Origin of the sequence: Streptomyces sp. NPDC006733, from assembly GCF_040636125.1 — a bacterium.
GTDB lineage: Bacteria > Actinomycetota > Actinomycetes > Streptomycetales > Streptomycetaceae > Actinacidiphila.
On record NZ_JBEYJD010000039.1, the window covers coordinates 1 to 21,016 of the forward strand.

The following is a 21,016-nucleotide window of genomic DNA, read 5'->3' on the forward strand; positions in this document are numbered from 1 at the left end:
CGGCGCTCATCGAGCCGTAACGGCGTATCTATCCTCGGATGCGGCCTCGGGCTGCCCGGGCTGCTTTGCTGTGCGAAGGATGTGGCCCGCGGGCCGCTCCGGCGGCGCCGGGCCGACCGCGCCCCCGTTCCACAGCCCGACAGCCCGACTGGAGAGACACATGGCCGGTTTCAACGTCAACGCCGCCCGCGCCCAGCGCCTCGAAGCGCTCGGCCGCGCCTGGACCTTCGAACTCGACGGGGACGCCTTCGAGCTCCCCACCGAGCTGAACCGCACCACCGCCCGCAAGCTGCGCGACCTCGACGACAACGACATCGACGGCCTGCTCCAGCTCCTGCTCGGCAGCGCCCAGTTCGACCGCTTCAACCAGCACGAGGTCACGATGCAGGACATCGGCGCCATCCTGGAGGCGTACGGCCAGGAGACCGGGCTCGGCCTGGGGGAAGGCTCAGCCTCGGCGAGTTCGTAGACGAACACGCCGAGGCCCTCGAGGCGGACCTCCTCCGCCATTACGGCCTCGACCTCCTCGACTGGCACCGCGGCCGGCTCTCCAGCCGCCGCCTCTCCGTCCTGGTCGCCCACCTCCCCCGGGACAGCGCCACCCTCCGCGAACTCCACGGCGAAGCCGCCGACTGGTCGGTGACGGACTACCTCCTGGCCGCCGCGGTCGACCATCTCGCGGAGTCCAACTGGATGTTCGCCACGGTCAACCGCGACGAGGACTCCGACCCCCTGGAGTTCCCCACCCCGACCCCCCGCCCCGGCAGCACGGACGCCCCGCAGCCCGCGGCCCAGGATTCGCCGCCGCACCCGTCGGACACGGAACTCATCCGCTTCTTCTCATGACCCTTTACCGGGGCAGCTGGACCTGGTCCGTAGGGCCTTTCGCGGCCCAGCGGCGAAAGCCCAGCGTGATCGCCCGATAACTCCAGGACTCGCCGGAGAAGCACCACAGGTTCGACAACAGACCGCCGCGCCGGGCGGACCGGTCAGACCACTCGTAGCCCACGTCATCGACCTCGGCAAAGCACTGCCAGAACGTATTTCGCGGCGAACTCTCGGCAATCTTCCGGATCAGTTCCTTCGTTCCGAGCTCTGACATTCTGAACAGCACAAGCTGCGCATCAGGACCGCCGGGGAATTCGGTGCTCACGAAAGAGGCAGCAGATTCCATGTCGCTGCCCACCCAACCGACTTCCTGCTCGAGGTAATCCTCGATCCTACTGGAGGGGAGCCGCGGTCCCAGAATGTGTCGGCTATTGGGGAGGGTCGCCCACTCAGCGATCCACTCATCCACTGTTTCGAGGTGGACCGTCGGAGTCCGCAGAACTTCGGGAGCTCTGTCGGAGTAATAGATGACGTCAAGTCCCGCGCCCGGCGAGAACGCCTCCGAAATAACCGCGGCGCGCTTGACGAAGTAGCCGGTCGAGTATTTTCCCGCGAAGAATCCTGTTGCTGGAGCAACGAATATGACGCGCGCTCCGAGCCCGTCGGGCACGGACCGTCGGACCATTCTCCGCACACGCTTCACGTGATCCATGGCCGGATGCTATCGGTTCGCTCGCGCGCCCAGGAGCAGTTGGCAGCATTGGAGCGCCTTAAAGATGACACGAAACCTCCCAGAAGTAGATAGAGATCTCAAAACCGCAGAATCAGACATCAGCAGCCTGAGAAATTCCCTGTCCACGCTCACCACACGGGTCGACGGCCTGCATACGTCGGAAAAGAAAACGGTTTCCCACCTCAAGGAGAACAGCAAGGACATCGAGAAACTGAACGAGAAGGCCAAATGGATTCGCTACATGCTCGTCGGCACCGTCCTCACCGGGCAGTTTCTCAAGGTCGACCCGTCCATCGTCAAGATCGACGAGAAGGGTCTTTCCATTCTCGGTGCGGCAAGGCCCTGGCCCGCGAAGTTCACTGGCAAGGTGAAGAAGATCGAAGAATTCATGCGCACCGCGAAGGAGAAGAGAGACGCGGAGGACAAAAAACTGGCTGCCGCAGCCGCCAAGCGCAACCTGGACAATGCGTTCGAAGCAATCGCGAAGCATGATACCGAGATCAACGAACTGAAGCGCGTCCGGCAGGAGTCCGCCGAGTCCCTCAAGCGGGCCCAGCAGAACAAGAACAACCAGCTCACAGCTGGTTCCGACACGCAGCGGAGAAACGCCAAAGGCAGGGGCGCGGATACGGAGAATCCCAGCGCACGAGGCGTCGCCGGCGACGTGAAGATGTTGCGCGGTGCCATCGAAGAACTCATCAAGACCCTGGGGGGCGTCTGACATGACATTGATAGCGTCACTGAACGGCTCGACCTCCTCCTTCCGCCGCCTGGGATCCGCCGCCGGGCAGCTCTCGGCAGCGTTGAACCGCATCAAGTCCGCCGCCGGCCAGGCCGGCACCGGGATCAACCAGACGAAGACCGCGGCGAGCCAGGGCCTTCCCGTTCTCACGCGGATGAAGTCAGGGGCGGACGGGGTGAGCACGTCCCTCGGCAAGCTGCGGACCTCCGCCACCCAGGGCGGGTCCGGGCTCAATCAGCTCAAGTCCACCCTCGGTACCACCGATGCCTCGCTCACCAAGGCCAAGGGCGGAGCCGACAAGCTCAAGGCCTCGCTCGATCGGCTGAAGACCTCCGCCGGCGGGTCGCATGCCGCGCTCAAGGACGTGAAGTCGCAGGCCGACGCCGTCGAGAAGTCCGTCGGCAAGGCCGGCAAGGGCGCTGACGGGACCGGTAAGGCGATGGGTGGGCTCGGGAAGGGGCTCAAGGGGGCGAGCCTCGCGCAGAAGGGGCTCAACCTGACCATGATGGCGAGTCCGTTCGGGCTGGTCATGACGCTGCTGGCGCCGCTGATCACGCAGTTCGTCAACATGGACAAGGTCACCGCCCTGCTCAAGAAGGGCATGGCGCTCGCCTGGAAGGGCATCAAGTCCGGCGCGTCGAGCGCCAAGGACTTCCTGGTGCCGCTGATCAAGGGCCTGGCGAACGCGTACACGTTCCTGCCGCGGTCGCTGATCAGCATGTTGAACGGCATGATCGGCGCGCTCAACGGGATCAGCTTCACCGTTCCCGACTGGGTGCCGCACTACGGCGGCCGGCACTTCGGCGTGCACATCCCGTCGATCCCCCAGATCCCGCAGCTCGCCGAGGGCGGCGTCGTCCAGCCGCGCGTCGGCGGCCGGCTGGCGCTGCTCGGCGAGGCCGGCGAGGCCGAGGCCGTCATCCCGCTCAGCAAGCTGGAGCGGGTGCTGGGGCAGGGGTCGCCGGCCGGGGCGGCCGCGATGCACCGGCTCGCGCAGGCCGTGGAACGGCTGGCCGAACGGCCGGTCGAGGTCAAGGTCGACTCCCAGACCATCGCCCGCGCCGTCCTCGTCGGACAGCGCCAGCTCGCACGGAGGTGAGCGTATGAGCAGCAATCTATGGATCGGTTCCCCCGTGAGCGGCCTGCGTGAGATCACGCAGGCCGCTCGTTCGTGGGACCGCAGCGCGGACCTCGGGGTGACGGAGTTCCGGGCACTGGACGGCACGGTGACGCTCTCGCGCACCCGCTTCACCCCGCGCCGCACCAAGCTCTCGTGGGACTGGCTGCTGCCGGAGGACGCCCGGCACCTGGACCAGCTGGCCCGCCGGGTGACCAGTTTCGGCTCCTGGAGCAGCGGAAACGTGGAGCCGGGCCCGGTGGCGCTGATCGACCCGGCGGCGGCCAACCTGCTGGGCGCGCTGCAGGCGGCTGGCCGCAGCGGGCCCGCCGCATCCGAGATGCCCTGGTACGCGGCCAAGGGCGGGGTGGCGTTCACCCCGTTCATGGGCAACGGGTGGATCGCGGTCACCAAGGCCGTGGACGACACCGTCGGGTGGCGCCACGGGACCTGGCCCGGCTGGCCGGTGGCCGCCGGCATGCGGATCTCCTGGCAGTTGCCCGCCTGGTGGAACGAGGCGAAGTGCACCGCGCAGCTGGACTGGAAGGGCCCGTCGGGCGACTACCTGTCCAGCACGAAGGCGGCCGGCCGGAGCCTCAGCGCGGACGTCCCGGCCGGGGCGTGCTTCGTCACGCCGCTCGGAGTCCCCGGCGAGGTCAGCAACCTGCTGGGCATCGACGGCGCCTGCCTGGCCGTCGACGGGCCGGCGGTCGCCGGTGCGCCGGGGGACGGCTGCCCCGCGATGTGTGTCACCGCGTACTCCGACACCCCCGCGCCGCGCCTGCCCCACCGCAACATCTCGATCGACCTGGTGGAGGTGAACAGTGCGATCCGCTGATCCGAAGCTCGCCGCGGCCCTCGCCTCGGGAGAGCGGACACCCAGCCACAGCACCCGGCTCGGGGGCACGGTCCTCGGCGGCACCCTGGCCGTCGGCCGGCTCCAGGCCTGGTCCGTGGAACGCTCCTACAACACCGATCTGCCCGCCGCCATGCGCGCCTTCTCCGGCAGCTCCGCCGCCCAGCTGGAGCTGGACATCTCCGGTACGGAGGAGGAGTCCGCCCCGCGGCTCTACTCCCCCTGGGCGCCGCGCATCCCGGGAGACGCGGTCCGGCCGGGCCAGACCGTGGTGCACGCGGCCGGGCTCGACGGCCACGACCTGCCCGTCTTCCGCGGCACGGTCCGCTCCCGCAGCGCCGCCTCCGGCGGCGACACGGTGCACATCACCGCGCTCGACGGCGCGGAACGGCTGCGCGGCCCCGCGCAGTTCAACAACCCGTACTCCGGGTTCAGCTGGAAGCGGCCGATCGCTTCCGAGGTCTGGTGCGTGGACGAGTTGCTGCGCCAGGGCGGCCTGGCCAGCTGCCAGCCGCCGCGCGCGCCGGAGGCCGACGTCCTCGACTCGAACGGGCAGGGCGGCGACACCGACCTGTTCACCGTGCTGTACGCCTCCCTGCACGGCGGGGTGAACTCCGCCTTCGGCCAGCCGGAGACCGTGCCGGACCCCGGTCAGTACACGTGGGTCCGGGACGGCGCGCCCTACACCATGGCGCTGCGGCCCAGGAACCGCCGGCTGTCGATGTCGTGGACCCCGCGCAGCCGGCTGCTCACGCCGAGCACCGACCGCTGGCTGGTCGAGACCCATGTCAACAGCGGGAGCGGTCCGGGTGACACCGTCGAGCTGCGGCTGCGCCTCGACCGGCGCGGTGCCGGCTGGGGCTACCTCTCCTTCGTGGTCGACTTCGCGGAGGGCAAGGTCTACGCCCAGTCCGGCACCGAAGGCGGTGCCTCGTGGCGCTTCTCCTGGCGCTGGGACGTGCTCTCCCGGCTCAAGGGCGCCTGGCACTTCGGCATGGTGGTCACCCCGGCCGCCGCGGCGGGCGGCACGACGCCCTCCGTGCAACCGATGCTCGTCGGCCCGGACGGCGTCCGGCTGACCGGCGGCGTCGGCACGTTCGTCGACCCGTCGGCCGCGCAGCCGGACGCCGAGCTCAGCAGCGTCGAGCTGATCACCGACATGGCCACCGAGGCCGTCCAGCTCACCACGCGCGTCCCGGAGTCGTTCGCCTCCGCGGACTTCGCGCAGCACGGCGTGATCACGAGGTCCGTCGAGCTGGACGACCCCGTACTGCCGCTCCTCACCCTGCCCCGGGTGTCCGGCTCGCAGTGGGAGGCGATCAGCGAGATCGCCCGGGTCAGCATGTCCACCGCCGAGTTCGACGAGTACGGGGTCTTCCGCTGGCGGAACTACCTGCGGCTGTCGCGGCCGCCGACAACCCCGGACCTGACCGTCACCTCGCTGCGGGAGATCGCCGGCCTGACCGTCTCCGAGGAGATGGACGCCTGCCGCAACTACTGCGAGCAGCCCTACCAGGACCTGACGGGGCTGAAGTTCGACTTCAGCGACGAATTCAGCCCTGAGGGCGTGCTGCAGATCCCGCCCGGTCACTCGGTGGACGTCCCGTACCCCGTCCCCGAGGAGGGGTTCGAGGTCGGCCCTCCGGTGCCGTACGACGACGCGGCCCCGCTCACGGGCGGCAGCCGGGTCCGTTTCGGTGACGCCTACGTGAAGGACGTGTCCGGCGGTACGGCCGTCAAGGGCGCCGTGCTCGTCTCGGTCCGCCGGGTCGCCACGAACATGGTGCTGCGCTTCACCAACCGCGGCAGCAAGACGCTCTGGACGACCACCAAGGACGGCAAGCCGTCCATCGTGGTCGCCCCGCTCAAGGTGGACGGCGCTCCCGCCCAGTACAGCCGCGCCAGCTGGAACACCGACAGCCAGAAGTACTACGGCCTGCAGCAGTACGCCGCGTCGGGCGCCGAGTGGGTCCAGGACGGGGCCACCGCGCAGAAGCTGGCGAACACGCTCCGGGACGTGGGCAGCTTCCCGGTGCCGACGCTCTCCGAGGTCGAGGTGCTGTACGACCCGCGCGTACAGCTCGGGGACGTCGTCCGCGTCGTGGACGGCACGGGCGCCGAACTCGACACCCTCGCCTACGTGATCGGCATCCGCACGTCCGCCGCTCCCGGCACGCCCGTCCAGCAGACGCTCACCCTGCGCGGCACGTCGTACAACGGCACGCCCTACGACTTCTGGCTCGCCGCCGACCCGCCCACCGACCCGGACGCGAGCCGGCTGCGCACCTACGCCGAGGTCAAGAGCGCGCACGCGGCCCTGTCGGAACTGACCGGCACCTCCTACCGCGCCCTCAAGGAGTACCTCTGATGTACCTGACCCCGCTCTGCCAGCTCCCCTATCCCGCACCGTCCGACGCCGCCGACATCCCGGCGCACCTGCAGTCCCTGGCCACCGCGCTGGACGGCCGCACGGTGCTGCGCTTCACCGACGCCGCCGAGCGGACGGCGAAGGTGACCGCGCCGCAGGCCGGCATGGTCGCCTGGCTCACCACGCCCGCCCTGCTCACCGTCCACAACGGCACCGGCTGGGTGAACGTGCACGAGCCCGCCGACAGCGGCTGGCAGACGCTCACGCCGGGCACCGGCTTCGTGGCCGGGATCACCGGCCAGACCGGCTACCCCGCGCCGCAGTACCGGAAGATCGACAACCGGGTGTACCTGCGCGGCTGGCTCTCGCCCGCGACGGCCGGCGTCATCGCCCGCGCGTCGACCCTGCTGACCCTGCCGGCCGGCGCGCGGCCCGTCGCCATCGCGACCATCGCCGCCACCTGCTCGGACGTCGTCACCGCCAACTACAACCAGGAGGGCACCACCCGGCTGGAGATCACTCCCGCCGGGGTGGTCCGCAACCTCGGCCAGAACACCGTCGCCGGTTACACCTACGTCGGCTTTCCCGACGGCGCGTTCTTCTTCCTCGACTGAGTCCGAGGCGACTGAGTCAGAGGCCCCATCCCGCCGCCCCAAGGAGGCACCGCCATGTCCGATTCCGTCACGGAGACCCCCGCCACCCCCGTCACCCTCACCGACGACCAGCTGCGCACCCTCGCCGACTCCGTGGCCGCGCGGCTCTCCCGCTACCTGCTGCTGCGCGACCCCGTGCAGATCGGGGCGGGCGCGCCGGCCGGCACCGGTGAGGACGGCGCCGCCGTCCCCGTCGTCAGCGCCGAACCGTTCGGTTTCAGCCCGCCGGCCGCGTGAGGAGGCCCCGATGACCACCCATCCCCTGTCCGCCGACAGCTTCCTGCGCGCGCTGCGCGCCGAAGGCGTCCAGGTCACCGAACACAGCGGCTGGTCCACCCACAACCGCAACCACATCGGCGCCTGGGGCCCGGTCAACGGTGTGATGCTGCATCACACCGCGGGCACCGACAGCGTCGACTTCTGCCGCACGGGCTACCCGGAACTCCCGGGGCCCCTGTGCGTCGGAGTGATTTCCAAGGACGGCCGGGTCCACCTCGTCGGCTACGGCCGCACCAACCACGCGGGCCGCGGTTCGCAGGCCGCGTACGACGCGGTCGTCGCCGAGTCCGCGCAGCCCGCGCGACCGGGTCCTGACGCCGTCGACGGCAACGTCCACTTCTACGGCTTCGAGATCGAGAACCGCGGTGACGGCCGCGACCCGTACCCGGCCGCCCAACTGGACGCCGCCGAGCGGGTGTCGGCCGCGATCTGCCGCGCGCACGGCTGGCACGGGGGGAGCGTGATCGGCCACAAGGAGTGGACGCGGCGCAAGGACGACCCGTCGTTCTCCATGCCGGCCATGCGTGACCGCGTCACCGCACGGCTCGGCGCCCGGCCGGGCCCGGCTCCGCAGCCGACCCCGCAGCCGTCGTACGAGCCGTTCCCCGGCGCCGGGTTCTTCGCGCCGGGACGGCGCAGCCCGCTGGTCACGGCGCTCGGGCGGCGGCTGGTCGCCGAGGGGTGCGGCCGGTACGCCCAGGGGCCGGGCCCGGTGTGGACCGGGGCCGACCAGGAGTCGTACGCCGCCTGGCAGCGCAAGCTCGGCTACCGCGGGGGCGACGCCGACGGCATCCCCGGGCGCGCCAGCTGGGACCGGCTGCACGTCCCGCACACCTGAGGCACGTCCGAGGTACGCCGATGGCAGGTCCGAGGTACGCCGATGGCACGTCCGATGGCACGTCGATGACACCAGGAAAGGTGACAGCACATGAAGGACTCCCTGCGCAGACCGCTGCGCACCGCCGTACAGGCCGCGTTCGCGCTGCTCGCCGCGCTGCCGCTGCTCGCCGACGACCCGGGGGTCGCCGCCGTGCCGGCCCTCGCGGCAGCCGTCGCCGGGGCCGCCGCGCTCAGCCGGCTGATGTCGGTACCGGCCGTGGAGCGGCTGCTGCCGTCCTGGCTGCGGAGGGAGGGTGGGCGGTGACACGCGAACTGGAGAGCCTGGGCGTCGCCGTGGAACTGGAACGGCTCCGCCGGTCGGTGGACGTCGGGTTCGCCACCACCCGGGGTGACCTGGCGCTCCTGCTGCAACGCGCCGACCAGGCGGACAAGGCGCTGGACGAGCACGAGCAGCGGCTCGACCGGCTGGAGCGGTCCCGCTGGCCGCTGCCGTCGGTGGCGGCGCTGACCTCCTGCGCGGCGCTCGGCGTGGCGCTCTGGCAGGCGCGCGGCCTCTGACCGCCCGCCCCCGGCACCGGCACGCGAAGCAGCCCCGGCACGCGCGGAAGCCCGCCACCCCCCGAGGGTGCCGGGCTTCCGCGTACCTACGGAGTCGCGGTCAGTCGTTCCGCTTGGGGCGCCAGACGACCAGCGCGGTCGTCTGCCGCTCCTGGTACGGGACCAGGTCCCGGCGGTAGGAGGCGTGCACGGCGGCCTCGCGCTGCTGGATGGCGGCCGACATGCCTTCGGCGGCCGCCGCGAGCTCGGCGACGCGCGCCTGCAGCGCGGCCACCTGGTTCTCCAGCTCGATGATGCGCTTGATGCCGGCGAGGTTGATGCCCTCGTCCTGCGACAGCCGCTGCACCTCGCGCAGCTGCTCGATGTCGCGGGCCGAGTAGCGGCGGCCGCGGCCGGCCGTGCGGTCGGGGGAGACCAGGCCGAGACGGTCGTACTGGCGCAACGTCTGCGGATGCAGCCCGGAGAGCTGGGCCGCCACCGAGATGACGTAGACCGGTGACTCCTCCGTCAGCTGATACGGATGACGCATCCGACCGCCACGCATGCCGTCCATGTCAGGCTCCCTTCGCGGCCTTGAAGAGTTCTGCCCGCGGGTCGAACTCCGCGGTGGCCTCCCGGTAGGACTCCAGCGCGTCGAGCGCCTTGCCCTCGGTCTTCTCCGGTACCGCGACCTCCACGGTGACCAGCAGGTCACCCCGGCTGCCGTCCTTGCGGAGCGCTCCCTTGCCGCGGGCCCGCAGAGTACGCCCGTTCGGCGTGCCCGGGGGCAGCTTCAGGGTGACCGGCGGACCGCCGAGCGTCGGTACCTTGATCTCCCCGCCGAGCGCGGCCTCCGGGTAGGAGACCGGCACCGTCACGGTGAGGTTGTCCTCCTTGCGGCCGAACACCGGGTGCTTGGCGACATGGACGACGACGTACAGGTCGCCGGCCGGGCCGCCGCGCTCGCCCGGCGCGCCCTTGCCGCGCAGCCGGATCCGCTGGTTGTCGGTGACGCCCGCGGGGATCCTGACCTGCATGGTGCGGGAGCTGCGGGCACGCCCGCTGCCCTTGCAGACGTCGCAGGGGTCCTGGGCGATGAGCCCGCGGCCCTTGCAGTCCACGCACGGGTCGGTGAGCGAGAAACCGCCACCGCCGCCGCGCGACACCTGGCCGGTGCCGACGCAGGTCGGGCAGACCCGGGGGGTGCCGTTCTTGTCCCCGGTGCCGGAGCAGACCTTGCACGGCGCCTGGCTGGACATCCGGAGCGGGACCGTGGCCCCGTCCACCGCCTCGGTGAAGCTGAGCGTCACCTCGGACTCGATGTCCTGGCCGCGGCGCGGCTGGACCCGGGTGCCGGTGCCGCCGGCGCCCCGGTTGAACAGGCCGCCGAAGACGTCGCCGAGACCGCCGCCGAAGCCGCCGGCCTGGCCGGTCTGCTGGCCGCCCTGGGCGCCTCCGAAGAGGTCGCCCAGGTCGAAGCCGAAACCGCCCTGGCCGCCGGCACCGCCGGGACCGCTGCGCAGCCCGCCGTTGCCGAACAGCGCGCGGCCCTCGTCGTACTCCTTGCGGCGCTTGGCGTCGGACAGGACGTCGTTGGCCTCGGAGATCTCCTTGAAGCGCTCCTCGGCCTTGGCGTCGCCCTTGTTGGCGTCCGGGTGGAACTCGCGGGCGAGCTTCCGGTACGCCTTCTTGATCTCCGCCTCGGTCGCGTCCTTCGGGACGCCGAGGACCTTGTAGAGGTCCTTCTCGTACAAGTCCCTGCTGATGCTCATCCTCGCCGTCCCTCCTTCCCGTGTGTCGCGTCAGCCCTCTTCCGGGCCACCGCTCTCCTCGTCAGACGCCTCGTCCTCGCCCTTGCCCGCCGCGCCCGGCTGGGGCTCGGCGACGGCGACGCGGGCCGGGCGGATGGTCCGTTCACCGATCCGGTAGCCGGGCTGCAGGATCTGCACGCAGGTGGTCTGCGTGACATCCGGCGAGTAGCTGTGCATGAGGGCCTCGTGCACCAGCGGGTCGAAGGGCTCGCCCTCCTTGCCGAACTGCTGCAGGCCCAGCTTGGCCACCACGGTCTCCAGCGACTCGCCGACGGACTTGAAGCCGCCGACCAGTTCGCCATGATCCCGCGCGCGGCCGATGTCGTCGAGTACCGGGAGCAGTTCGGTCAGCAGGTTCGCGACAGCGACCTCCTTGACCGCGATGCGGTCCCGCTCCACCCGGCGGCGGTAGTTCTGGTACTCCGCCTGGAGCCGCTGGAGGTCCCCGGTGCGCTCGGTGAGCGCGGTGCGGGACTGGTCCAGCTGGGCCTTGAGGGCAGTGATCTGGTTCGCGTCCCCGGCCGGGGCCGCCGGCTCCGCCTCAGGGGCGGAACCGGCGGCCTTCGCCGCTTCGTCGTCGGGCGTGGCGCTCTCGGACTCCGCGGCATCGGAGGGGACGTCGGGCTCCTTGTCGAAGCCCTTCGACTCCTCCGTCACGCGGCACCGTCCTTCGGCTTGTCCTCGTCCACGATCTCGGCGTCGACGACGTCGTCGTCGGCGTGGGCCTGGCCGGCACCCGCGGCGTCCTCGGGACCGGCCGCGCCGGCGCCTTCGGCCTGGGCGTTGGCGTAGAGCGCCGTGCCGAGCTTCTGGCTGGTGGCGGCGACCTTCTCGGTGGCCTCGCGGATCGCGGCGACGTCCTCGCCCTTGAGCGCTTCCTTGAGGTCCGCGACGGTCGTCTCGACCTCTTCCTTCACGTCCGCCGGGAGCTTGTCCGTGTTGTCGGCGATGAACTTCTCCGTCTGGTAGACGAGCTGTTCTGCCTGGTTACGGGTCTCGGCGGCCTCGCGGCGCTTGTGGTCCTCCTCCGCGTACTGCTCGGACTCGCGCATCATGCGGTCGATGTCGTCCTTCGGCAGCGCGGAGCCGCCGGTGACGGTCATGCGCTGCTCCTTGCCGGTGCCGAGGTCCTTGGCGCCGACGTGCATGATGCCGTTCGCGTCGATGTCGAAGGTGACCTCGATCTGCGGCATCCCGCGCGGGGCGGGCGGCAGACCGGTCAGCTCGAACATCCCGAGCTTCTTGTTGTACGCGGCGATCTCGCGCTCGCCCTGGTAGACCTGGATCTGGACGGACGGCTGGTTGTCCTCGGCCGTCGTGAAGATCTCGGAGCGCTTGGTCGGGATCGTGGTGTTGCGCTCGATGAGCTTCGTCATGATGCCGCCCTTGGTCTCGATACCCAGGGACAGCGGGGTGACGTCGAGCAGCAGGACGTCCTTGACCTCGCCCTTCAGGACACCGGCCTGCAGTGCGGCGCCGATGGCGACGACCTCGTCCGGGTTGACGCCCTTGTTGGCGTCCTGGCCGCCGGTCAGCTCCTTGACGAGCTCGGCGACGGCGGGCATACGGGTCGAGCCGCCGACCAGAACGACGTGGTCGATCTCGGACAGCTGGATGCCGGCGTCCTTGATGACGTTGTTGAACGGGTTCTTGCAGCGGTCCAGCAGGTCCGAGGTGAGCTGCTGGAACTGGGCGCGGGTGAGCTTCTCGTCCAGGTGCAGCGGGCCCTCGGCGGACGCCGTGATGTAGGGCAGGTTGATCGAGGTCTCGGTGGACGAGGACAGCTCGATCTTCGCCTTCTCAGCGGCCTCGCGGAGGCGCTGGAGGGCCATCTTGTCCTTGGACAGGTCCACGCCGTGACCGTTGGCGAACTGCTTCACCAGGTAGTCGACGACGCGCTGGTCCCAGTCGTCACCACCGAGGTGGTTGTCACCGTTGGTGGCCTTCACCTCGACGACGCCGTCGCCGATCTCGAGCAGCGAGACGTCGAAGGTGCCGCCACCGAGGTCGAAGACGAGGATGGTCTGGTCGTCCTTGTCGAGGCCGTAGGCCAGGGCGGCGGCCGTCGGCTCGTTGACGATGCGCAGGACGTTGAGGCCCGCGATCTCACCGGCCTCCTTGGTCGCCTGGCGCTCGGAGTCGTTGAAGTACGCCGGGACGGTGATGACCGCGTCCTGGACCTTCTCCCCGAGGTAGGCCTCGGCGTCGCGCTTCAGCTTCTGCAGGATGAAGGCGCTCATCTGCTGCGGGTTGAAGTCCTTGCCGTCAACGTTGATCTTCCAGTCGGTGCCCATGTGGCGCTTGACCGACCGGACGGTCCTGTCGACGTTCGTGACCGCCTGGCGCTTGGCCACCTCGCCGACGAGCACCTCGCCGTTCTTGGCGAAGGCGACGACGGACGGCGTGGTCCTGGCGCCCTCTGCGTTGGTGATGACGGTGGGCTCGCCGCCTTCGAGAACGCTGACGACGGAATTAGTCGTGCCCAGGTCGATGCCGACCGCACGTGCCATGGTGAATCCTCCAGCGACTGACTTGAGTGGAACTGGCTCAAGCGTGCATCAGAGACCGAAACCTGTCAACAGAGCTGAGTGGAGGAGACTCAACTCTTCGACTGTTCGATCGCTCACAGCGTCGATTGCGAGGCTCTGACCTGGGCCTTCGCCGGAAGCGAGGCGCCGGAATGGATCTGCGCGACCGGCCCCGGGGCGACCCGGCGGAGCCATCGGTGACACAGCGACACAGATCACCGGCTGGGCGGCTGTATGAGGCCCCACTTCCCGGGTAATCTCAGCGGGAGACTGGATAAGTTACCGCTTAGTAATCCCCGCTCTCGCAGGCCCGAGGAGCCCCGAAATGCAACTCGCCGCGATCCTTGTGTCGCTGGTACTCGCCGTGGTCGGCGCGGCACTGTTCGGCCGAGCCATCGCGCAGATCTACCGCTTCGTGAAGCTCGGCCAGAACGTACCCGCGGGCACCCGCACCGATGAGCCCGTGCAGCGCACCGTCACCGTGGCCAAGGAGTTCCTCGGGCACACCCGGATGAACCGCTGGGGGATCGTGGGCGTCGCCCACTGGTTCGTCGCCGTCGGCTTCTTCTCGCTCGTGGCGACCCTGGTCAACGCCTTCGGCCAGCTCTTCCAGGCCGACTGGGTGCTGCCGATCATCGGCCACTGGCTGCCGTACGAGGTCTTCGTCGAGTTCATCGGGCTGATGACGACGCTCGGCATCCTCACGCTGATCGTCATCCGGCAGCTCTCGCTGCCCCACCGGGCGGGCCGCAAGTCCCGGTTCGCGGGCTCCAACTTCGGCCAGGCGTACTTCGTCGAGGCCGTCATCCTCATCATCGGCCTCGCGATCATGACCCTGCGCGGCCTGGAGGGCGCCCTCGCCGGCGTCCACGGCTACGAGGCCGCGTACTTCGCCTCGTACCCGCTGGTCGCGGCCTTCAGGGGCACGGACGTCAGCACGCTGCAGAACCTGATCTACCTCACCGCGATGATCAAGATCGGCACGTCCTTCATCTGGATGATCACGGTCGCGCTGAAGACGGACATGGGTGTCGCCTGGCACCGCTTCCTCGCCTTCCCCAACATCTGGTTCAAGCGCGAGGCCGACGGCGACGTCGCGCTGGGCGCGCTGCAGCCGATGGCGTCGGGCGGCGTGCCGATCGACTTCGAGGACCCGGGCGAGGACGACCAGTTCGGCGTCTCCCAGATCGAGCACTTCTCCTGGAAGGGCCTGCTCGACTTCTCCACCTGCACCGAGTGCGGCCGCTGCCAGTCGCAGTGCCCCGCCTGGAACACCGGCAAGCCGCTCTCCCCCAAGCTCCTGATCATGTCGCTGCGCGACCACGCGCACGCCAAGGCGCCGTACCTGCTCGCGGGTGGCGGCAAGGACGCCGAGGGCAACGAGAAGGCGACGCCCGAGCAGCTGGCGAACGTGCCGGCCGCCGCCCTGGCGGAGGCCGAGCGCCCGCTCATCGGCACCGCCGAGGAGAACGGCGTCATCGACCCGGACGTCCTGTGGTCCTGCACCACGTGCGGCGCCTGCGTCGAGCAGTGCCCGGTCGACATCGAGCACATCGACCACATCGTCGACATGCGGCGCTACCAGGTGATGATCGAGTCGGCGTTCCCGAGCGAGGCCGGGACGATGCTCAAGAACCTGGAGAAGAAGGGCAACCCCTGGGGCCTGGCCAAGAAGCAGCGGCTGGCCTGGGTCAAGGAGGTCGACTTCGAGGTCCCGGTCGTGGGCCAGGACATCGAGGACCTCTCCGAGACCGAGTACCTGTACTGGGTCGGCTGCGCGGGCTCCCTGGAGGACCGCGCGAAGAAGACCACCAAGGCCTTCGCCGAACTGCTGCACATCGCCGGTGTCTCCTTCGCCATCATGGGCGGCGAGGAGAACTGCACGGGCGACTCCGCCCGCCGCCTGGGCAACGAGTTCCTCTTCCAGCAGCTCGGCCAGCAGAACGTCGAGATGCTGAACATGGCGTTCGGTGAGGATGCCGAAGAGGGCGTCGTCGTCGAGAAGGCCAAGAAGAAGATCGTCGCGACCTGCCCGCACTGCTTCAACACCATCGCCAACGAGTACCCGCAGCTCGGCGGCGAGTACGAGGTGATCCACCACACGCAGCTGCTGCAGCACCTGGTGGACGAGGGCAAGCTCGTCCCGGTCACCCCGGTCGAGGGCCTGATCACGTACCACGACCCCTGCTACCTGGGTCGGCACAACAAGGTCTACACACCGCCGCGCGACATCATCAAGGCGGTGCCCGGCCTCCGCAACGAGGAGATGCACCGGCACAAGGAGCGCGGCTTCTGCTGCGGCGCCGGCGGCGCGCGCATGTGGATGGAGGAGCGGATCGGCAAGCGCATCAACAACGAGCGCGTGGACGAGGCGCTGTCCCTCAACCCGGACATCGTCTCCACCGCCTGCCCGTTCTGCCTGGTGATGCTCTCCGACTCCGTCAACGGCAAGAAGAACGACGGCAAGGCGAAGGAGAACCTTCAGGTCGTGGACGTCTCGCAGCTGCTGCTGCAGTCGGTCAAGGCCCCGGTGACTCCGGACGGCGGCGAGGGCCCCGAAGGCCCTGAGGGCTCCGCGGAGGAGCCCGCGGGGGCGACCAGCACCTCCTGACGCCTGACGGTCGGCGTGACGACGGCCTGCCTTCCCCGAGCGGGGAGGGCAGGCCGTCGTCGTGTTCCCGGTACGGCGTCAGCCGATGCCGAGCTCCCTTGAGCGGGCCCGTCAGCCGATGCCGAGTTCCTTCAGCGCCTTGGTGAGCGCCGCCGCGTCATACACGGCCTCGCCCGGCGTGATCTTCTTGCCGTCCGCCAGGACCGTCGGTGTGCCCTGCGAGCCCGAGGCCTCGAAGGCCTTCTCGGACGTCTTCACCCACTCCTTGTGGGTCTGGCCCTTGACCGCCGCCTGGAAGGCCGTGCTATTCAGGCCCGGCACCGTGTCCGCGATCTTGAGCAGGAAGGCGTCGGTGAAGCCGTCGTCGGGCTCCTCGGGCTGGTTCTGGAAGAGCGCCGCGTGGAACTCGGCGAACTTCCCCGCGTCGACGGCCGCGCGCAGCGCGTTGGCCGCCTTCTTCGAGCTGCTGCCGCCGAAGTTCGCGTCGAGGAAGGACGCGATCGTGTACTCGACCTTGACCTTGCCGTCCTTCACCAGCGGCACGAGCGCGGTGCCGCCGCCCGCCTCGAAGCGCTTGCAGTACGGGCAGCGCGGGTCCTCGTAGACCTGCACGGTGTGCGGCGCCTTCGGGTCTCCGAGCACGATCGCCGTACCGTCCGCGGCCATCCGGGCAGGCAGTTGCGCGAGCGTGCCCGCGCCGGTGGCCGCCTTGGCACCGCCGCCGGCCTCGGCACCGCCGCCGGCCTTCGCGAACGGCTTGGGGTCGCCCCCCGCGTCGGAACCCGACCCCGACGGGCCACACCCGGTCGCCGTCATCGCGAGCACCGCGGCGGCGACGGCCGCGATTCCCGCGCTTCTGACGTGGCGAGCGGTACGTACGGCCATGGGACGGCTCCTTCGAAGGTGACGGCTGCGTGCACTGAGTCCGCTGGGTCCACTGGATCCCGGAACCCACGGAACTCACGATGTTCGGTCGCTCTCATGAGCCTAAGTTCCCATCAGTCCCACCAGTCTCGGCACAAGCCACCCGAATCACCCGTAAACAATCATGAAAGGTGCGGGCGTCACGTGTCACAGAATGGACGCAAAGCCCCCCGCAGCACCGGCCTCCCGACCCGGCGCCGGGCGGAAGCGGGTACGTTCGATGACGTGGCTGGATTCAGGAATCGACGCGGACGGGACCACGGCGGGCAGCAGGCGCCCCAGCACGGTGGGCCTCAGAACTACGGGCAACCACAGGGTTATCCGCAGGGCTACGGAGGCGGGCAGGGCAGCGGGTACGGCGGCCAGGGGAACGGATACGGCGGCGGGGGCCACCCCGGCGGCCCGTCCGGCGAACCCGAGTACTTCGGCGAGCCGGCACCGGGCAGCGCCCCGGCCCCGGCGTACAACGACAACCCGGGCCACACCCGCGCCTTCACCCTGCCCGGCTCCCCCGACCAGTACGGGCCGTACACCGGCCCCGGCCAGGACGGCGACAACATCGCCACCTACCGGGCGGGCCAGGCCGCCGCGCCGCCCTCCGGGCCGCGCCTGCACTGGAAGCAGCTGATCAGCGGCATCGTGCTGCGCCCCGGCCACACCTTCTGGCAGATGCGCGACTACGCGGTCTGGGGCCCGGCCCTGACCGTGACGTTCCTCTACGGCCTGCTGGCGGTCTTCGGCTTCGACGCGGCCCGCGAGGACGTCCTCAACGCCACGGTGTCGTCCAGCGTGCCGTGGGTGATCAGCACGGGCGTCGCCGTCACGCTCAGCGGCCTGATGCTGGGCACCGTGACGCACGCGCTGGCCCGCCAGCTCGGCGGCGACGGCTCCTGGGCCCCGACCGTCGGCCTGGCGATGCTCGTGACATCGCTCACCGACGCGCCGCGCCTGCTGTTCGCCATGTTCCTCGGCAGCGCCAACGGGCTCGTGCAGATCCTCGGTTGGGTCACCTGGCTCGCCTGCGCGGCCCTGCTCACGTCCATGGTGAGCAAGTCCCACGACCTGCCCTGGCCCAAGGCGCTCGGCGCGGCCTCGATCCAACTGGTCGCGCTGCTGGTCCTCTTCAAGCTCCCGGTGATCTGAGCAGTAAGGGGCGCCCTCCACGGGAGGGCGCCCCTTACGTTCGATCCTGCCGGCTCAGGCGTCCCGGACCTGTCCCTCGCGCCGGACCACCGGCTCGTCGACGGACCACGGGAAGTTGATCCAGTCGTCGGTGCGCTTCCACACGTACTCGCACTTCACGAGAGACTGCGTCTTCTCGTAGATCACCGCGCTGCGGACCTCGGCGACGTGCCCCACGCAGAAGTCGTGCACCAGCTTGAGCGTCTTGCCGGTGTCGGCGACGTCGTCGGCGATGAGCACGCGCTTGTTGCCGAAGTCGATGGCGTCGGGCACCGGCGCCAGCATCACGGGCATCTCCAGCGTGGTGCCCACACCCGTGTAGAACTCGACGTTCACCAGGTGGATGTTCTTGCAGTCCAGCGCGTACGCCAGCCCGCCGGCGACGAAGACGCCGCCGCGCGCGATCGACAGCACGATGTCGGGCTCGAACCCGTCGTCCGCGATCGCCTGGGCCAGCTCGCGCACGGCGTGCCCGAAGCCCTCGTACGTCAGGTTCTCCCGTACCGGTGCCATGTCAGACCTGCGTCCGGTGGAAGTTCATGAACGACCGCGAGGCCGTCGGCCCCCGCTGGCCCTGGTAGCGCGAGCCGTACCGCTCCGAGCCGTACGGGTGCTCGGCCGGCGACGTCAGGCGGAACAGGCACAGCTGGCCGATCTTCATCCCCGGCCACAGCTTGATCGGCAGCGTCGCCAGGTTCGACAGCTCCAGCGTCACGTGCCCGGAGAAGCCCGGGTCGATGAACCCGGCCGTCGAGTGGGTCACCAGGCCCAGCCGGCCCAGCGAGCTCTTGCCCTCCAGGCGCGAGGCGAGGTCGTCGGGAAGCGTGATGACCTCGTAGGTCGACGCGAGCACGAACTCACCGGGGTGCAGGATGAACGGCTCATCGCCCTCCGGCTCGACCAGCCGGGTCAGATCGCTCTGCTCCACCGCCGGGTCGATGTGCGGGTACCGGTGGTTCTCGAACACGCGGAAGAGCCGGTCCAGCCGCACGTCGATACTCGACGGCTGCACCATCGACTCGTCGAAGGGGTCGACCCGCACCCGTCCGCTGTCGATCTCGGCCCTGATGTCCTTGTCTGAGAGAAGCACGTCCCGAAGGTTACGCGGACGACGCGGCCCCGGCCCAATCCTGGCCGGAGCCGCGCGGCACCACCTGCGCTACTTCCCGTTCTCCACCGGCACCGCATGCCGCAACCGCGCACAGCGCGGACACCTCAACAACCGCCCGGGTCCCAGCCGGCCGACCCCCAGATTCTGCAGCGGGAACGTCGCGGTGCTGAATACGTGCCCCTCGGCACAACGAACGACGGTGCGCTCCATCGGTTCCTTCCCCAACTTTCGTGGACGACAAAAGCCACATTAGGGGATGAGCCGGGCCAGGTTCCACACGCCGCTCCGGCCCCCACGCTACGCCCCAACACCCGCCCCCCGCAGTCGCATCCCCACCACCCGCTCCCGCGCCACAACAGCACGAAGGCCCCGGGCAGAACGCGCCCAGGGCCGACAATGCGGTACAGTATGCGACGGTGACACGCCCCAACCGGCGTGCCGCGCGAGTGTAGTTTAATGGTAGAACATGAGCTTCCCAAGCTCAGAGCGCGGGTTCGATTCCCGTCACTCGCTCCACATGAAGCCCCGGGCCAGCGGCCCGGGGCTTCTTTGTTGTCCGGGTTTGTTGTCCGGGCCGTTCGGGGGCTGTCGTGGCCGCTGCCTGCACCCGGCGCCGGGGAGCGCGGTCCGAGTCGGGCCCGTCGGCCCTTCCTTTGCGCCGCGGCGCTGCCGCGCGCTGGGCGCGTGGGGTAGGAGCAGCATGCCTGCTGCCTGTCGTCACAGAAATCTATTCTGGACGCGGTAGACATTCGCCAGGGGATGTGGGTAGTGTTCCTGTCGTAGCCAAGAAGACAGCAGGGCGCGGCAGACACGAACTGCCGCGCAGAGTGTGTGGCACGGTGATGGAATCCGGCGGCCGTTCAGTGGACGTGGTCGCGGGGTTGGTTGCCGGGTCGGGTGGCCCGTTGAGGGGTCGCCGTGTGAGTGACAGCGGTACCAGCAGTGGATGCAGAGATCTTGGTGAAGGCGCCGGACTGCGGGCGCGCGTGCCAGGAGGTTCGGCAGTGGGGTTCTAAGCCAGCGAAGATGCGTGACGGGCGACGGGGCTGGCTGCCGGACAGGGTGGTGCTTCACAGCCACCGGTAGGACTGGGGAGTGGATGTCCCCGCGAGTACGGCACGGCAGTGGAATCCGGCGGCCGCTTTCATGCGGGAGGGTCGCGGGGATTGGCTGCCGGGCTGGGCAGCCCAGGAGGGGCTGCCGCGCAGGACCGCAGTATCTGAAGTACCAGCAGTTCGCAGCATCAGACGTTCAGGTACGAGCAGGAAGGTTCGGAGCGACACCATCAGGATCGCTCGCACGTCTCGACGTGTGCGAGCACTCGCAAGGCCCCGGATTGGAAGGTGGTCCCCGGTCAAGCATTCAAGATCCCCGCTCCCCGCGTTCCCCCCACGCGGCACTGCGGATACGGCAGGACCGGCGTACAGACGCCGGTAGATGTAGATGGTGTGATTCCGCCCCACGGGGCCCCGGAAGCCAGGTACGGCTACCGGGGCCCCTCCATGCGTTTCCCCAGGAGCCAGATGACCATCGGACACGAAGAGGCGTGATGAGTGAGCAGACCCCCGCGACCCCCGCGGACCGGTTCGACGACGAGGACTACCCCGCCTACACCATGGGCCGCGCCGCCGAGATGATCGGCACCAACGCCGCGTTCCTGCGCGCGATCGGTGAGGCGCGCCTGATCACCCCGCTGCGGTCCGAGGGCGGCCACCGCCGCTACTCCCGCTACCAACTGCGGATCGCCGCCCGGGCCCGGGAGCTCGTCGACCAGGGCACCGCCATCGAGACCGCCTGCCGCATCGTCGCGCTGGAGGACCAGCTCGAAGAGGCACTGCAGCTGAACGAGAGGCTGCGCAACGCCTCGACCGGCTGAGCTTCGATCCCTCCGAATCT

At 69.7% G+C, this 21,016-nt stretch carries 22 protein-coding genes and 1 tRNA gene; 15 read left to right on the forward strand and 8 right to left on the reverse strand.

Annotation, left to right across the window (positions count from 1 at the left end):
• Positions 1–160 precede the first annotated feature (160 nt).
• Both ABZ721_RS29790 and ABZ721_RS29795 read left to right on the forward strand, forming a co-directional pair.
• Entirely contained in the window at positions 161–469 is a 309-nt protein-coding gene (locus ABZ721_RS29790; RefSeq protein ID WP_358791852.1) for a hypothetical protein, read from the forward strand.
• 101 nt (positions 470–570) lie between these two features.
• Complete coding sequence (locus ABZ721_RS29795; protein WP_358791927.1) at positions 571–846, forward strand: hypothetical protein; 276 nt, start codon at positions 571–573, stop codon at positions 844–846.
• A gap of 4 nt (positions 847–850) precedes the next feature.
• Here the strand turns inward: ABZ721_RS29795 and ABZ721_RS29800 are convergent, their stop codons facing one another.
• A complete protein-coding gene (locus ABZ721_RS29800) occupies positions 851–1,540 on the reverse strand; it encodes a hypothetical protein (protein WP_358791853.1) in 690 nt (229 codons plus the stop codon).
• A 64-nt stretch (positions 1,541–1,604) separates the two neighbouring features.
• Between ABZ721_RS29800 and ABZ721_RS29805 the strand changes: the two genes are divergently transcribed.
• The 9 genes from ABZ721_RS29805 (at position 1,605) to ABZ721_RS29845 (ending at position 8,974) form a co-directional block, all read left to right on the forward strand.
• The gene (locus ABZ721_RS29805; RefSeq protein WP_358791854.1) at positions 1,605–2,282 is read left to right on the forward strand and encodes a hypothetical protein; all 678 of its coding nucleotides are present in this window, start codon (positions 1,605–1,607) and stop codon (positions 2,280–2,282) included.
• A 1-nt stretch (position 2,283) separates the two neighbouring features.
• Positions 2,284–3,402, forward strand: a complete 1,119-nt coding sequence (locus ABZ721_RS29810) for a hypothetical protein (protein ID WP_358791855.1) — start codon at positions 2,284–2,286, stop codon at positions 3,400–3,402.
• 4 nt (positions 3,403–3,406) lie between these two features.
• Positions 3,407–4,258, forward strand: a complete 852-nt coding sequence (locus tag ABZ721_RS29815; RefSeq protein WP_358791856.1) for a hypothetical protein — start codon at positions 3,407–3,409, stop codon at positions 4,256–4,258.
• Complete coding sequence (locus ABZ721_RS29820) at positions 4,245–6,644, forward strand: hypothetical protein (RefSeq protein ID WP_358791857.1); 2,400 nt, start codon at positions 4,245–4,247, stop codon at positions 6,642–6,644. Before ABZ721_RS29815 ends, ABZ721_RS29820 begins: the two co-directional genes overlap by 14 nt.
• Entirely contained in the window at positions 6,644–7,258 is a 615-nt protein-coding gene (locus tag ABZ721_RS29825) for a hypothetical protein (RefSeq protein ID WP_358791858.1), read from the forward strand. Before ABZ721_RS29820 ends, ABZ721_RS29825 begins: the two co-directional genes overlap by 1 nt.
• A 54-nt stretch (positions 7,259–7,312) precedes the next feature.
• Positions 7,313–7,534 (forward strand): hypothetical protein, encoded by a 222-nt coding sequence (locus ABZ721_RS29830; protein ID WP_358791859.1) that lies wholly within the window; start codon positions 7,313–7,315, stop codon positions 7,532–7,534.
• A 10-nt stretch (positions 7,535–7,544) separates the two neighbouring features.
• Entirely contained in the window at positions 7,545–8,414 is an 870-nt protein-coding gene (locus ABZ721_RS29835; protein WP_358791860.1) for a peptidoglycan-binding protein, read from the forward strand.
• 90 nt (positions 8,415–8,504) lie between these two features.
• Entirely contained in the window at positions 8,505–8,720 is a 216-nt protein-coding gene (locus ABZ721_RS29840) for a hypothetical protein (protein ID WP_358791861.1), read from the forward strand.
• A complete protein-coding gene (locus tag ABZ721_RS29845; protein ID WP_358791862.1) occupies positions 8,717–8,974 on the forward strand; it encodes a hypothetical protein in 258 nt (85 codons plus the stop codon). Before ABZ721_RS29840 ends, ABZ721_RS29845 begins: the two co-directional genes overlap by 4 nt.
• A 100-nt stretch (positions 8,975–9,074) precedes the next feature.
• Here ABZ721_RS29845 and ABZ721_RS29850 read toward each other — a convergent pair whose 3' ends face one another.
• From ABZ721_RS29850 to dnaK, 4 genes are read right to left on the reverse strand one after another with little or no spacing between them, the layout of a single operon-like run.
• Positions 9,075–9,527, reverse strand: coding sequence for a helix-turn-helix transcriptional regulator (locus ABZ721_RS29850; protein WP_277439280.1), 453 nt, complete (start codon positions 9,525–9,527; stop codon positions 9,075–9,077).
• 1 nt (position 9,528) lies between these two features.
• Positions 9,529–10,725, reverse strand: a complete 1,197-nt coding sequence (gene dnaJ / locus ABZ721_RS29855; RefSeq protein WP_358791863.1) for a molecular chaperone DnaJ — start codon at positions 10,723–10,725, stop codon at positions 9,529–9,531.
• Between the two features lie 30 nt (positions 10,726–10,755).
• A complete protein-coding gene (gene grpE / locus ABZ721_RS29860; protein ID WP_358791864.1) occupies positions 10,756–11,421 on the reverse strand; it encodes a nucleotide exchange factor GrpE in 666 nt (221 codons plus the stop codon).
• Positions 11,418–13,274 (reverse strand): molecular chaperone DnaK, encoded by a 1,857-nt coding sequence (gene dnaK / locus ABZ721_RS29865; protein WP_358791865.1) that lies wholly within the window; start codon positions 13,272–13,274, stop codon positions 11,418–11,420. The genes grpE and dnaK overlap by 4 nt, the downstream gene beginning before the upstream one ends.
• Positions 13,275–13,617: 343 nt before the next feature.
• Between dnaK and ABZ721_RS29870 the strand changes: the two genes are divergently transcribed.
• Positions 13,618–15,903 (forward strand): (Fe-S)-binding protein, encoded by a 2,286-nt coding sequence (locus ABZ721_RS29870; RefSeq protein WP_358791866.1) that lies wholly within the window; start codon positions 13,618–13,620, stop codon positions 15,901–15,903.
• Between the two features lie 111 nt (positions 15,904–16,014).
• Here ABZ721_RS29870 and ABZ721_RS29875 read toward each other — a convergent pair whose 3' ends face one another.
• A complete protein-coding gene (locus ABZ721_RS29875; protein ID WP_358791867.1) occupies positions 16,015–16,788 on the reverse strand; it encodes a thioredoxin domain-containing protein in 774 nt (257 codons plus the stop codon).
• A 264-nt stretch (positions 16,789–17,052) separates the two neighbouring features.
• Here ABZ721_RS29875 and ABZ721_RS29880 point away from each other — a divergent pair, with 264 nt between their 5' ends.
• Positions 17,053–17,970 carry a Yip1 family protein gene (locus ABZ721_RS29880; protein WP_358791868.1) on the forward strand — a complete coding sequence of 306 codons (918 nt, stop codon included), beginning with the start codon at positions 17,053–17,055 and terminating at the stop codon, positions 17,968–17,970.
• Positions 17,971–18,024: 54 nt separating this feature from the next.
• On the opposite strand, the gene ABZ721_RS29885 is transcribed toward ABZ721_RS29880, so the two are convergent.
• Positions 18,025–18,522: a phosphoribosyltransferase gene (locus tag ABZ721_RS29885; protein ID WP_358791869.1), complete on the reverse strand. Its 498-nt coding sequence runs from the start codon at positions 18,520–18,522 to the stop codon at positions 18,025–18,027.
• Between the two features lies 1 nt (position 18,523).
• Complete coding sequence (dcd, locus tag ABZ721_RS29890) at positions 18,524–19,099, reverse strand: dCTP deaminase (protein ID WP_358791870.1); 576 nt, start codon at positions 19,097–19,099, stop codon at positions 18,524–18,526.
• Positions 19,100–19,562: 463 nt separating this feature from the next.
• On the opposite strand from dcd, the gene ABZ721_RS29895 reads away from it, so the two are divergent.
• A tRNA-Gly gene (locus ABZ721_RS29895) sits at positions 19,563–19,636 on the forward strand.
• Between the two features lie 1,033 nt (positions 19,637–20,669).
• On the forward strand, positions 20,670–20,996 hold the full coding sequence (locus ABZ721_RS29900) for a MerR family transcriptional regulator (RefSeq protein WP_358791871.1): 327 nt from the start codon (positions 20,670–20,672) through the stop codon (positions 20,994–20,996).
• Positions 20,997–21,016 lie beyond the last annotated feature (20 nt).